Source organism: Pseudonocardia acidicola, assembly GCF_012911935.1.
Classification (GTDB): domain Bacteria; phylum Actinomycetota; class Actinomycetes; order Mycobacteriales; family Pseudonocardiaceae; genus Pseudonocardia; species Pseudonocardia acidicola.
Genome location: NZ_JAAXLA010000015.1, coordinates 50,419 through 63,713, shown reverse-complemented (window position 1 = coordinate 63,713; position 13,295 = coordinate 50,419). Strand labels below are relative to the sequence as shown.

Here is a 13,295-nt window from a genome sequence, read left to right as displayed (position 1 = left end):
AGCGCCTGTGACCGTCGAGCTGGTGATCGATCTGGCCGCGGCCGTGCTGCTGCTGGGGTACCTCGTCGCCGCGCTGCTGTTCCCGGAGCGGTTCTGATGAGCCCGGCGGCCGCGGCGTGGCTGCAGGCCGGTGGCCTCGCCGTGGCGCTGGCCGGAACCTACTGGCTGCTGGGCGACCACCTGGCCCGGGTTCTCACCTCCACCCGGCACCTGCGGGTGGAGCGGCTGGTCTACCGGGGGGTCGGTGTCGATCCGGAGACCGACCAGACCTGGGCGGCCTACCTGCGCGCACTGCTCGCGTTCTCCGTGGTCTCGATGCTGTTCCTCTACGGGCTCCAGCGCGTCCAGCCCCTGCTTCCCCTGTCGCTGGGCCGCCCGCCGGTGCCGCCCGATCTGGCGTTCGACGTCGGAACCTCGTTCCTGACCAACGCCAACTGGCAGTCCTATGCGGGCGAGTCGACCATGGGCCAGTTCGTGCAGATGGCCGGCCTGGCAACGCAGAACTTCGCCGCCGCCGCGGTGGGGATCACGGTCTCGGTGGCCCTGATCCGGGGTTTCCGCCGGGTGACGACCGCCCAGGTGGGCAACTTCTGGGTCGACTTCACCCGGGTGCTGGTGCGGGTTCTGCTGCCGGCCGCGTTCGCGATCGCGATCGTCCTGGTCGCCCGGGGTGTGATCCAGAACTTCCAGGCGCCGCAGCAGGTCGCCACCCTCGTCGGCGGCCGGCAGTCGATCCCCGGGGGACCCGTTGCGTCCCAGGAGGCCATCAAGCAGCTGGGCACGAACGGGGGAGGCTACTTCAACGCCAACTCCGCGCACCCCTACGAGAACCCCGATCCGGTGACGAACTGGGTGCAGATCTACGCGATGCTGGCGATCCCGGTCGCGCTGCCGCGCACCTTCGGGGTGATGGTCGCCGATCGGCGGCAGGGTCACGCGATCGCCGCGGTGATGGCGGTCCTGTTCGCCGGGTCGGCCGCCCTGCTCGGGCTGTTCGAGTCGACGGGCGGGCTGGAGGGCAAGGAGGTCCGCTTCGGGTCGGCGGGGTCGGCACTGTTCGCCGCGGCCGCCACCGCCACCTCCGGCGGCGCGGCCAACTCCAGCTACGACTCGTTCTCCCCGCTCGGCGGCGGGACGGCGCTGGCGAACATGATGCTCGGCGAGGTCGCGCCGGGCGGGGTCGGCTCCGGCCTCTACGGGATGCTCATCCTGGCGATCCTCACGGTGTTCCTGGCCGGGCTCATGGTCGGGCGCACCCCCGAGTACCTGGGCAAGAAGATCACCGGCCGGGAGGTGAAGTTCGCCTCGCTCTACATCCTCACCACCCCGGCGCTGGTCCTCGTGGGCGCCGCGGTCGCGATCGCCTCGCCCGCGCAGCGCGCCGCGATCGGCAATCCCGGCGCGCACGGGTTCACCGAGGTGCTCTACGCGTTCACCTCGACGGCCAACAGCAACGGGTCGGCCTTCGCCGGGCTGGCCGCCGACACCACCTGGTACAACACCGTCCTCGGCTGCGTGATGCTGCTCGGCCGCTTCGCGCCCATCGTGTTCGTCCTCGCTCTCGCCGGTTCACTGGCCGCGCAGCGACCCGTACCCGAGACCACCGGTACGTTGCCGACCCACCGGCCGCTGTTCATCGGGATGGTGCTCGGCGTGGTGCTCATCGTGGTCGCCCTGACCTACTTCCCGGCGTTCGCGCTGGGACCGCTGGCGGAGGGGTTGCGCCCGTGAACCGCGCGGAACGCCGCATCGCCGCCGGGCACCTGACCGTCCGCCAGTTCCTGCGCGCAGTGCCCGACGCCGTGCGCAAGCTCGACCCGCGGGTCCAGATCCGCAACCCGGTGATGTTCGTCGTCGAGGTCGGCTCGGTGCTGACCACCTATTCGGCGATCACCACGCCCGGCGTGTTCTCCTGGGTGATCTCGGGGTGGCTGTGGCTGACCGTGATCTTCGCGAACATGGCGGAGGCGGTCGCCGAGGGCCGGGGCAAGGCGCAGGCCCAGGCACTGCGCCGGACCCGGCGGGAGACGACCGCCCGGCGGCTGCTCGGCGACGGAGGTGAGGAGGTGGTGCCCGCGACCCGGCTGCGGGTCGGCGACCGCGTCGTGGTGGAGGCGGGAGGGCTCATTCCGGGCGACGGCGACGTCGTGGAGGGCATCGCGAGCGTTGACGAGTCGGCGATCACGGGGGAGTCCGCCCCGGTCGTGCGCGAGTCCGGTGGCGACCGGTCGGCGGTGACCGGCGGCACGACGGTGCTGTCCGACCGCGTCGTCGTGCGCATCACCTCCCGGCCGGGGGAGACCTTCCTCGACCGGATGATCGCGCTGGTCGAGGGCGCGTCGCGGCAGAAGACACCGAACGAGATCGCGTTGAACATCCTGCTGGCCACGCTGACGCTGATCTTCCTGCTGGCCGTCGTCACCCTCGCGCCGATGGCGGGTTTCGCCGGCGCCCCGCAGGGCACGGTGGTCCTGGTGGCACTGCTGGTCGCCGTGGCCCCGACCACGATCGGAGCGTTGCTGTCGGCCATCGGCATCGCCGGCATGGACCGGCTGGTCCAGCGCAACGTGCTGGCGATGTCGGGCCGCGCGGTGGAGGCGGCCGGGGACGTCACGACGCTGCTGCTCGACAAGACCGGCACGATCACCCTGGGCAACCGGCAGGCCGCGGAGTTCGTGCCGCTGGTCGGAGTGGACCCGGCCGACCTGGCCGATGCCGCGCAGCTGGCCAGCCTGGCCGACGAGACCCCCGAGGGCCGGTCGATCGTGGTGCTCGCCAAGCGGGTGCACGGGTTGCGCGAGCGCGAGGAGGGCCAGCTGCCGGGGGCGCGATTCGTCCCGTTCACCGCGCAGAACCGGATGAGCGGCGTCGACCTCGCGGACGGCCGGCAGGTCCGCAAGGGGGCGGCCAGCGCGGTGCGCGGGTGGATCCGCTCCAACGACGGTGAACCCATCCCGCAGCTCGGCGAGCTCGTCGACGCGATCTCCGCGAGCGGCGCCACCCCCCTCGTGGTCGCCGAACGCCGGGACGGCGCGGCGCGGGCGTTGGGCGTGATCCGGCTCAAGGACATCGTCAAGCAGGGGATGCGGGAACGCTTCGCCGAGCTGCGCGCGATGGGCATCCGGACCGTCATGATCACCGGGGACAACCCGCTGACGGCCAGGGCGATCGCGGCGGAGGCCGGCGTGGACGACTGCCTCGCCGAGGCCAAGCCGGAGGACAAGCTCGCGCTGATCCGCACCGAGCAGCAGGGCGGCCGGCTCGTCGCGATGACCGGCGACGGCACCAACGACGCCCCGGCGCTGGCCCAGGCCGACGTCGGGGTGGCGATGAACACCGGGACGATGGCGGCCAAGGAGGCCGGCAACATGGTCGACCTGGACTCCAACCCCACCAAGCTGATCGAGATCGTCGAGATCGGCAAGCAGCTGTTGATCACCCGGGGTGCGCTGACCACGTTCAGCATCGCCAACGACGTCGCGAAGTACTTCGCGATCATCCCGGCGATGTTCGCCGCGGCGTACCCGGGCCTCGCGGCGGTCAACGTCATGGGCCTGCACTCGCCCCGCTCGGCCATCACCTCCGCGGTCATCTTCAACGCCCTGATCATCGTCGCGCTGATCCCGCTCGCCCTGCGTGGAGTCCGCTACCGGCCCGGCTCGGCCACCGCGCTGCTGCGCCGCAACCTCGCGATCTACGGCCTGGGCGGGCTGGCCGCCCCGTTCATCGGGATCAAGCTGATCGATCTCGTCGTCGGATTGCTGCCCTGGACGGGGAGCTGATCGCGGTGGTCCCGCCGCTGCGGCTCTCCTGGCGCCGCCTGCTCATCGCGGTCCGGATGCTGATCGTGGTGACGGTCCTGTGCGGGCTGCTCTACCCGCTCGCGGTGGCCGGTGTGGCGGGGGTGTTCTTCAGCCGCCAGGCCCGGGGCTCGCTGGTCGACGCGCAGGGTCGTCCCGTCGGCTCGGCTCTGCTCGGCCAGGCCTTCACCGACGCCCAGGGTGCACCGTTGCGGCAGTACTTCCAGCCGCGCCCCTCGGCGGCCGGCCTCGCCCCGGGCTACGACGCGATGTCATCCGGGGCGTCCAACCTCGGCCCGACGAACCCGGAGCTGAGCACCTTGATCGCCCGGCGCCGGGAGGCCGTCGCCGCCTTCGACGGGGTGCCGCCGCAGCAGGTGCCGCCCGACGCCGTCACCGCGAGCGGATCGGGCCTCGACCCCGACATCTCGCCGGCCTACGCGCTGGAACAGGCCGACCGCGTGGCGGCGGCCCGCGGCCTCGATCCGGGTGCCGTCCGCGCACTGGTCCTCGCGCACGTCCGCGGCCGTGCCCTCGGCGTGCTCGGCGAGCCACGGGTCAACGTGCTGGAGCTGAACCTGGCGCTCGACGGCGGCGCCGGCCGCTGACGCCGGCCGCACCGGCGGTCAGGCGGTGCGCGGCCGCTCGGCCCGGGGGACGGTCAGCACCACCGTCCGGCCGCCGGGCGACGGGAGCACACGCATGGTGCCCCCGGCGGCCTCGGTGAGGTCGGCGGCGAGCCGGGTGGCGTGCTCGGCGCGGTCGTCCAGCTCGTATCCGGCACGGTCGACGATCCTGACGTCCACCTTGCCCGGAGCCGCCTCGACGGTGATGCTCGGTGGCGCCGCACCGGCGCCGCGGCGCAGCGCATCGGCCACGACGGTGCTCACCGCGCGGCTGAGCACCGCGGCGTCGGTGACGACCACGGGCACGTCGTCCCCGATGCCGACGGCGACCCCGGACGCCGCCGGGCCGAGCTCGTCCAGCGCCGTCACGAGGACGTCGTCGAGGTCGACGGTGCGCAACCGGACGTCCAGCGCCCCGGCGTCGAGCCGGCTGACGTCGAGCAACTCCGTCACCAGCCGGTTCATCCGCGTCATGCCCTCCTGCACCTGCGCCGGTGACCCGCCGGGTGTGCCGAGCGTGTCGACCGCGGACCGCACGTCGGCGAGCAGGGCGCGCAGGGCCCGGCCGAGGATGAGCAGGACCGCCGAGCGGGTCACCTCCGCCTCGGCCTCCCGGCCGGCGCCCGCGTCGGCCGGTACCCGGCGCAGCAGCACCTCCAGCTGCGCCGCGCACGCGAGGAACACGTCCTCGTCCGTCGGGCCGAGCGCCCGGCCGCGGCCGACCAGCGCTCCGGTGGCGCCCACCGGGACCTCCACGTCACCGTCCTCCGGGTGTTCCGGCGCGTCCGCCCCGGTGCTGGCGACGACGAACCAGCGCGGCTCGACGGCTGCGCCGTCGTGGGCCAGCAGGCTGACCGAGGCCAGCCCGAGCAGCTCCCGGATCTGCTCCAGCAGCACCGGCAGATGGTCGCGGCCGTCGACCACGGCGGTGGTCAGGCTGCGCAGCGCGGCCGCGACCGCGGCCGCCCGGGCGGCCCGGCGGGTCGCGCGGTCGGCGCGGTCCACGGCAGTGCCGGCGGCGACCGCGATCACGCCCAGCACACCGAGCGCGAGCAGACCGGCCGAAACCGGCGGGCCCAGGAACACCGCGGTGAGCAGCACCGCGACCACCGCGGCGACGACCGCGGGCCAGAGGCCGCCTGCCGCCGCGATCGCGAGCACGGCGAGCAGGTCGGCGACGAGCCCGGCGACCAGCGCGCCGGCGGCACCTGGGCCGAACCCCACGCGCAGCGCCGCCAGCACCCCGGCGAGCCCGATCAGCACGAGCACCGGGACGACCGGCCCCCGCCCGGACCGCCGGGGCCGCCGGATCGGCCGGCCCAGGTCGGCGTCGGGGCGCCGGGTGACGATGTGCACGTCGGTCGCGCCGGCCAGCCGGACCACCTTGGTGCTGACGGCCTCCCCGGCCAGCGCCGCGACCAGCGGGCCGCGAGGGGTCGCGCCGAGCACGATCTGGGTCGCGTTCTCGGCCTCGGCGAAACGGACCAGTGCCTCCGCGACATCGTCGCCGATGAGCTGATGGAGGGTGCCGCCGCCGGATTCGACGAGTGCCCGGCTCTCGGCCAGTCGCCCGGCGTCCGCGGCGACCGCCGCCTCGCTGCCCACGACGTGCACGGCGAGCAGGTCGCTGCCCGGGGTGCGGGCGGCGATCCGCGCGGCCCGGCGGATCAGGGCCTGGTCGCGAGGGTCGCCGCGCAGCCCGACGACGATGCGTTCCCGGGTCTCCCACGGATCGGCGATGCCGTGCTCGGTGCGGTAGCGCTGCTGGACCTCCTCGACCCGGTCGGCGACCCACAACAGCGCGAGCTCGCGCAGCGCGGTCAGGTTCCCGGGACGGAAGTAGTGGGTCAGCGCGGTCTCGACGCGGTCCGGCGGGTAGACGTTGCCGTGGACCATGCGTCGGCGCAGCGCCTCCGGGGTCATGTCGACCAACTCGATCTGGTCGGCTCGGCGCACCACGTCGTCGGGGATGGTCTCCTGCTGGCGGATTCCGGTGATCTGCTCGACGACGTCGTTGAGCGACTCCAGGTGCTGGATGTTGAGGGTGCTGACGACGTCGATGCCGGCGTCGAGCAGTTCCGCGACGTCCTGCCAGCGCCGGGCGTTGCGGGAGCCGGGCACGTTGGTGTGCGCGAGTTCGTCGACGAGCGCGACCTCGGGATGGCGGGCCAGCACCGCGTCGAGGTCCATCTCGGTGAAGGCGCCGCCCCGGTAGGTGATCGAGCGCCGCGGCACGGTCTCCAGACCTTCGGCGAGCGCGGCGGTGACCCGCCGCCCGTGCGGCTCCACCAGGCCGATCACCACGTCCGTGCCGCGGGACCGGCGGCGCAGGCCTTCGGCGAGCATCGCGTAGGTCTTGCCCACGCCGGGTGCCGCGCCGAGATAGATCCGCAACTGTCCGCGTGCCACGCCGACCTCCGCCGCTGCTGGCCCGACCCAGCCTCGCGGCCCCGCCGGCGGATGGCCAGGGGCGAAGAACGTCCGGCGCGGGGACCTTCTGCCCTGGGCCGCCGGCCCGACCGGCGAGCAGGGCCGGTCGGCCCGCCGGCATCGTGACCTGTGCCTCCCCGCAACAGGGCCTACGTCCCGTCGTCGGGCCGGCGCCGTGCGGACAAGCTGTTGTCGCTGGGGAGACCCGGTGACCTCGCCCGAGGGTGATGCGGATGGTCGGAGCGGCTTGCCGGCCGCGCTCGGCTCCCCGTCGCGAGACGGGAACGCGCCCCTCGGGCGGGCCTGTGTGGAGGAGCGTCAGCCCCGCGCCGTACGGCGGCCCGGACGATTGAGGTCGAGCGGTGAGGATCGCCCTGGCCGGTGACACCATGCTGGGTCGCACAGTGGCCGAGCGGATCGTCGCACACACCCCAGCTGCCGCCCTGTTCGACGACGACGTCGTCGCCCTCACCCGCGAAGCCGACCTGTTCCTGCTCAACCTGGAATGCGCGGTGTCCGACCGTGGGCGACGCTGGCCGGACCCGGACAAGTCGTTCTTCTTCCGCGCGCCACCGGCCGCCACCGAGGTCCTGCGTCACCTCGGGGTGGGCTGCGTGACGCTGGCGAACAACCACGCCCTGGACTACGGCGCCGAGGCGCTGCGGGACACGTTCGCGCACCTGGAGGCCGCCGGCATCGCCTGGGTCGGGGCCGGGGTGGACCAGGCGGCCGCGCGAGCACCGGTCGTCCTCGACCGGGCCGGCGTCCGCGTGGGCATCCTGGGGGTCACCGACCATCCCGCCGACTTCGCGGCGGGTCCGCACCGGCCCGGCGTCGCCTACGCCGACCTGTGGCACCGTCCCCCGCCGCGGTGGCTGCTCGACACCATCGCCGGCCTGGACACCGAGATCGTGGTGGCGTCCCCGCACTGGGGGCCGAACATGGTCGCGGCGCCGCTCGCCCATGTGCGCCGCGCCGCCGCCGCGTTCCGGTCGGCCGGGGCCACCCTGGTCGCCGGGCACTCGGCGCACGTCTTCCACGGCGTCCAGGACGGGATCCTCTTCGATCTCGGCGACTTCATCGACGACTACGCGATCCATCCGCAGTTGCGCAACGACCTGGGCCTGCTGTGGCTGGTGACCGTCGACGGGCACCAGCCGGTCCGGGTGGAGGCGGTCCCGCTGGCGCTGGACCACTGCCACACCCGTCTGGCCGAGCCGGAGGAGGCAGCATGGATCACCCGCCGGTTCCGCACTGCCTGCGCCGCTTTCGGGACCGAGGTCACCGAACGGGCGGGGCGCCTGGTCGTGGAGTGCGCGGGCAGTCGGCCGGACTGACGTCGGCGGCGGGCCTCGGCCCTGCTGATGCCGGGACCCGTGCCAAGGCCCTGGGGGTCGTCGGGCGCCTGAACCGCAACGGTGGCCTCCTGCGCGGCCTGCTGGTGCTGCCGCATGTCATACCGCGAAGGGATACGTCTCCGGGACCTCGCCGGTCTCCCAGTGAACTGATCGTTCGAGGGGTTCCGCGGCGCGGGTGTCGTCGATGTGGATCACGGCGTCGAACTGGTCGGCCAGCCGGGTCTGGAAGTAGTGGCTCTGCCGCTCGGTCTCGGGCCGGTAGATGACGCCGATCGCCCGTTCCAGGCGGACCGCGCGCAGGACCTCGGCGGCGTGCGGGGCCATGCCGAACGGGATCAGGAACTCCTTCATGCCCACCTCGTGGAACAGCTCCTCGACGCTGCCCGGAAGCGCCGGGCGAACCCACCTGCGCTGCGCCGCGCCACCCCACTCGTCGGCGGCCGTGACCGTGCCGGTGTAGGTGAACAAGCCGAGGGTGCGGCAGTCGGCACCGTGCCGCTCCCGCATCAGCTGACCGACGTTCAGTTCGCCGCGGACGGTGGACTCCGTCGCGCGGGCGTCGCCGAGGTGGGAGTTGTGCGCCCAGACGACGACCTTCGCCGGCTCGCTCCGCTGCCGGCCGAGATGCGCGACCACCGCGTCCAGGGTGTCCACCATGTGCCGGTCCCGCAGGTTCCACGAGGAGGAACGGCCGGTGTACATGGAGCGGTAGTACTCGGCCGCGTTCTTCACCGTCTGCGCGTTCTGCTCGGCGTAGAAGAGTTCGTCCTCGGCCAGCAACCCGTCACGGCGTGCGTAGTCCAGGGCGTGGCGTTGCAGGTCGGCGAGCTGGTCGAGCACCTCGCGCTCGCAGGTCTCGCCGGCTCCGAACGCGGCCGCGAAGCCGTAGGCCTGGCCGTCCTCGGCGTGGCGGTGGTCGAAGCAGGCGTAGCGTTCGCGAGCGCGTGCCGCGGCGGCCGGGTCGACCCGCTCGAGGTAGCCGATGACCTCGTGGATGGAGAGGTAGAGGCTGTAGAGGTCGAGTCCGAAGAAGCCGACCCGCCGACGCTCGTCGCCGATCCGGTCGTTGTGCTCCCGCAACCACCCGACGAAGTCCAGCACCGCGGTGTTGCGCCACATCCACGTGGGGAAACGCTCGAAGCCGCGGAGCGCCTCCTCGGCGATCCGGTCGTCGCCGCGACCCCGCACGTAGCGGTTCACCCGGTAGGCGTCGGGCCAGTCCGCCTCGATCGCGACGGCACAGAACCCCTTCTCCTCGATGAGCCGCTGCGTCATGGCGGCCCGTGCGGCATAGAAGTCGTGGGTGCCGTGGGAGGCTTCCCCGATCAGCACGAAACGTGCGTCGCCGACCAGGTCGAAGAGGATGTCGTCGGAGGGTACGCCGTTCTCCGTGGGCACTGCGGCGGCACGGACGGCCTCCGGCCCGGAGGGGCCCTGCGTCGCCGGTGCGAACGCCGCCGCCGCCCGTAACAGCGCGCGGACCTCGACATCGGTGGTCTGGGCGAAGTCCCAGTACGACTGCCCGACCGCGAAGAAAGGTGACGGCGTGGTCGCACAGACCAACTCGTCGACCACGGCGCCCAGCTCCCGGCAGGTGGACTGGGCTGCGGCCGGCACGGCGACGACGATCCGCGCGGGCCGGAACCGGCGCAGCGCCTCGACCGCCGCGTACATGCTCGAACCGGTGGCGATGCCGTCGTCGACGAGGATCACGGTCTTTCCCTGGACGTCGGGCATCGGCCGGCCGTCCCGGTACGCCCGCTCCCGGCGGAGTAACTCGCGGCCCTCCTGCTCGGCCACCCGCCGGATGTCGTCAGGGGTGATGCGCAGGCCCCGGACGACGTCGTCGTCGATGACGATCACCCCGCCACCGGCGATGGCCCCCATGGCGAGTTCGGCGTGCGCAGGAACGCCGAGCTTGCGGGCCACGAACACATCGAGAGGGGCGCCCAGGGCGCGGGCGACCTCGTAGGCGACGGGCACGCCGCCCCGCGCCAGTCCCAGGACGACGACATCCGTGGCGCCCCGGTGATGCTCGAGGAGGCCGGCCAGGACGCGACCGGCGTCCCTGCGGTCCCGGAACAGTCGCTCGGACATGTGTGCCTCCTTCCGGCAGCGCACCCACTGAGCCACAGCGGGTTGCGCGGCGCAGCGGCCATCCGGCCCGAGTGAGCGGGACGACCGGCACCGATGCGTGGTGCGTCCGACCAAAGCCCTGTGCCCGGCGGTCGCAACGGCCCTGTGGCCCGGTGGCGGCGACGGCGAAGGTGGACCGGGACTGCTCCGGCCGCACCGCGGCCGCGACCAGGAGGTGAACGATGTTGTTCGTCAATCGGGCCGATGCCGGGCGACGGCTCGCCGAACGTCTGGAGCACCTGCGTGGGGAGGACGCCGTGGTGCTCGCGCTGCCCCGTGGCGGGGTTCCGGTGGGCTTCGAGGTGGCGCAGGCACTGGGCGTTCCGCTGGATGTGATCATGGTGCGCAAGCTCGGCGTGCCGTTCCAGCCCGAGCTGGCCATGGGCGCCATCGGCGAGGGGGGCGTGCGCGTCCTGGACCGGGCCACGCTGCGGCTGGCCCGGATCGGTCCCGACGAACTCGCCGCGGTCGAGCAGCGGGAACGGGCCGAGCTCGAGCGGCGGGCCGCCCGGTTCCGCGGGGGGCGCCCGCGGATCCCGATCGCCGGGAAGACCGCCGTCGTGATCGACGACGGCATCGCCACCGGTTCCACGGCCCGGGCCGCCTGCCAGGTGGCGCGGGCCCAGGGCGCGGCGCGGGTGGTCCTCGCGGTCCCGGTGGCCCCACCGGGCTGGGAGCGGCGGCTCGCCTCCGCGGCCGACGAGCTGGTGTGCGTGGCCACGCCGCGGAGGTTCGACGCCATCGGCCGGTGGTACTTCGACTTCTCCCAGACCACCGACGAGGAGGTGCTCGCCTGCCTGAGCGAGGCCGGCGCCCCGCCGGAACCTGCGCTGGCCGGGCCCGATGACGACCCGCCGGGGCGGGACGAGGAGATCGAGCTGCGGCTCGGCGCCGCGCGTCTCGGCGGGCACCTGACCCTCCCGGAGAAGGCGGTCGGCGCCGTGGTGTTCGCCCACGGCAGCGGGAGCAGCCGACACAGCCCACGCAACCGGTTCGTCGCCGGGGTACTGAACCAGGCCGGACTCGGCACCCTGCTGTTCGACCTGCTCACCCCGGAGGAGGAACTGCACCGGGCCAACGTCTTCGACGTCGGGCTGCTCGCCCGCCGGCTGGTGGATGTCACCCGCTGGCTGCGCACGCAACCCGGTGCCGACGCCGTCGGGGTCGGCTACTTCGGCGCCAGCACCGGTGCCGCCGCGGCGCTGTGGGCCGCCGCCGAGCCGGACGCCGATGTCGGCGCGGTGGTCTCCCGGGGTGGCCGTCCCGATCTCGCCGGGCCCCGGCTACCCGACGTCCGGGCAGCGACGCTGCTCATCGTCGGCAGCCACGACCCGGTCGTGCTCGACCTGAACCGCCAGGCCCAGGCCCAGCTGCGGTGCGAGAACCGGCTTGCGGTGGTGCCCGGCGCCAGCCACCTGTTCGAGGAGCCGGGGACCCTGAACACCGCGGCCGAACTGGCGGCGACCTGGTTCACCGACCACCTGGCGACCGCCGGACGGCCGGTCGCCCGGGCCTGATCGTCACCGACCGGCGGGACCGGGCGCCGAGGCCGGTACCTGCCTCATGGCCGGTCCGCCGGGGTACGGGCGGTCGTCGAGAGGACGTCCAGGCGCTGCCGGTACTCGGGCTCGTCGATCTCGCCGCGTGCGAACCGTTCGGCGAGCATCTGCTCGGGTGTGGGCCGCGGTACCGATGGCACCGATGGCGCCGAACGTGCCTGCCCGCCGCGGGCAGAGAAGCGGACCAGGGCGACGATGCCCGCGATCACCAAGGCCCAGAAGACGACGGTGCTGATGGTCATCAACGTCCACCCCCAGCCGCCCATGCCGTTGCCCCACCAGAACATCATGTGAACCTCCATGTGGCCGGGCGCCCGCCCGGGCTTTCGGCCACGTCAAGGCTCCGGCCACGCCTGGTTGCGATACAGGGGACTGGGTCCGCCAGATTCGCGCCGAAGGTCCCGGTCCTGCCGATCGGCCGTCCGTCCGGCGGGCGTCCGGTCAGGTGTGCAGCAGCAGGTCGTCGAGTGGCTCGGCGCGGTGCAGCCGGCCGATGGCGTCGGCGAGAAGGCCGGCGACCGAGCAGACGTCCATCCACGGCGCCGGGTCCGGTTGCAGGGCGATGCTGTCGGTGAGGAGCAGGCGACGCAGCGGCAGCGCCCGGAGGCGTTCGGCGGCCTCGGGGACCAGGAGGCCGTGGGTCGCGGCCACGGTGACGTCGGGGGCGGCGCCGCGGGCGAGCAGGATGCGTGCCGCGGCTTCGATGGTGCCACCGGTGCTGATCATGTCATCGACGATCAGCACCGGGCGGTTCTGCACGTCGCCGATGAGTTCCGTGGCGCGCACGGTGGTGCCGCTGAGCCGGGTCTTGCACACGATGGCCACCGGGCGGTCGAGCCGCGCGGCGACATGCTCGGCGAGCTTGACCGCGCCGAGGTCCGGGGCGACGACCACGGTGTCGTCGGGCACGGTGGTGGAGAGGGCCTCGGTGAGGACCGGCACCGCGGTGAGCATCTCCACCGGGATGGTGAACATCGCCTCCAGCGCGGCGGTGTGCGGGTCGACGACGAGCAGGCGCTGCGCGCCGGCCGCGGTGAGCACATCGGCGGCGGCGCGTGCTCCGACGGCCTCGCCGGCGCGGGCCCGGCGATCCTGGCGCGCGTATCCGAAGTAGGGAACCACGGCGGTGATCCGGTCGGCGCCGGCCCGGCGGCAGGCGTCGAGGAGCAGCAGCAGCTCGACGAGCCGCTCGGCGACCGGCGGCCCGGTGGACTGGACCAGGTAGACGTCGTCGCCGCGCACCGTCCCGACCCGGGGTCGCAGCTCGCCGTCCGGGAACCGTTCCAGCAGGCAGGCGGTGGGTTCGAGACCGAGGCAGCGGGCCAGCGCGGTGGCGAGTGGCCGGCTGGCCGCGCCGGGCACGATCTGCAGCGTCATGGCGGCCGT

10 protein-coding genes are annotated in these 13,295 nt (G+C 73.6%); 6 read left to right on the top strand and 4 right to left on the bottom strand.

Features of this window, described 5'->3' with window-relative positions:
* The first annotated feature begins 7 nt into the window (after positions 1-7).
* Genes kdpF through kdpC form a run of 4 tightly spaced genes read left to right on the top strand, consistent with a single transcriptional unit; the run spans position 8 to position 4,408 of the window.
* Positions 8-97, top strand: a complete 90-nt coding sequence (gene kdpF / locus HF526_RS10695; protein WP_169381222.1) for a K(+)-transporting ATPase subunit F — start codon at positions 8-10, stop codon at positions 95-97.
* Positions 97-1,731 (top strand): potassium-transporting ATPase subunit KdpA, encoded by a 1,635-nt coding sequence (gene kdpA, locus HF526_RS10690; RefSeq protein ID WP_169381221.1) that lies wholly within the window; start codon positions 97-99, stop codon positions 1,729-1,731. Before kdpF ends, kdpA begins: the two co-directional genes overlap by 1 nt.
* Positions 1,728-3,782, top strand: coding sequence for a potassium-transporting ATPase subunit KdpB (gene kdpB / locus HF526_RS10685; protein WP_169381220.1), 2,055 nt, complete (start codon positions 1,728-1,730; stop codon positions 3,780-3,782). Before kdpA ends, kdpB begins: the two co-directional genes overlap by 4 nt.
* 5 nt (positions 3,783-3,787) lie before the next feature.
* A complete protein-coding gene (gene kdpC, locus HF526_RS10680) occupies positions 3,788-4,408 on the top strand; it encodes a potassium-transporting ATPase subunit KdpC (protein WP_338051399.1) in 621 nt (206 codons plus the stop codon).
* Positions 4,409-4,426: 18 nt separating this feature from the next.
* Here kdpC and HF526_RS10675 read toward each other — a convergent pair whose 3' ends face one another.
* The gene (locus tag HF526_RS10675; RefSeq protein ID WP_169381219.1) at positions 4,427-6,835 is read right to left on the bottom strand and encodes a universal stress protein; all 2,409 of its coding nucleotides are present in this window, start codon (positions 6,833-6,835) and stop codon (positions 4,427-4,429) included.
* 383 nt (positions 6,836-7,218) lie between these two features.
* Here HF526_RS10675 and HF526_RS10670 point away from each other — a divergent pair, with 383 nt between their 5' ends.
* Positions 7,219-8,193, top strand: coding sequence for a CapA family protein (locus HF526_RS10670; RefSeq protein WP_169381218.1), 975 nt, complete (start codon positions 7,219-7,221; stop codon positions 8,191-8,193).
* Between the two features lie 117 nt (positions 8,194-8,310).
* Here HF526_RS10670 and HF526_RS10665 read toward each other — a convergent pair whose 3' ends face one another.
* Positions 8,311-10,311 carry an erythromycin esterase family protein gene (locus HF526_RS10665; RefSeq protein ID WP_169381217.1) on the bottom strand — a complete coding sequence of 667 codons (2,001 nt, stop codon included), beginning with the start codon at positions 10,309-10,311 and terminating at the stop codon, positions 8,311-8,313.
* Between the two features lie 221 nt (positions 10,312-10,532).
* Between HF526_RS10665 and HF526_RS10660 the strand changes: the two genes are divergently transcribed.
* Entirely contained in the window at positions 10,533-11,867 is a 1,335-nt protein-coding gene (locus HF526_RS10660) for a phosphoribosyltransferase family protein (RefSeq protein WP_169381216.1), read from the top strand.
* Between the two features lie 44 nt (positions 11,868-11,911).
* On the opposite strand, the gene HF526_RS10655 is transcribed toward HF526_RS10660, so the two are convergent.
* Together HF526_RS10655 and HF526_RS10650 are read right to left on the bottom strand one after the other, a co-directional pair.
* Complete coding sequence (locus HF526_RS10655; protein ID WP_169381215.1) at positions 11,912-12,199, bottom strand: SHOCT domain-containing protein; 288 nt, start codon at positions 12,197-12,199, stop codon at positions 11,912-11,914.
* A gap of 151 nt (positions 12,200-12,350) precedes the next feature.
* Positions 12,351-13,286: a ribose-phosphate diphosphokinase gene (locus HF526_RS10650; protein WP_169381214.1), complete on the bottom strand. Its 936-nt coding sequence runs from the start codon at positions 13,284-13,286 to the stop codon at positions 12,351-12,353.
* Positions 13,287-13,295 lie beyond the last annotated feature (9 nt).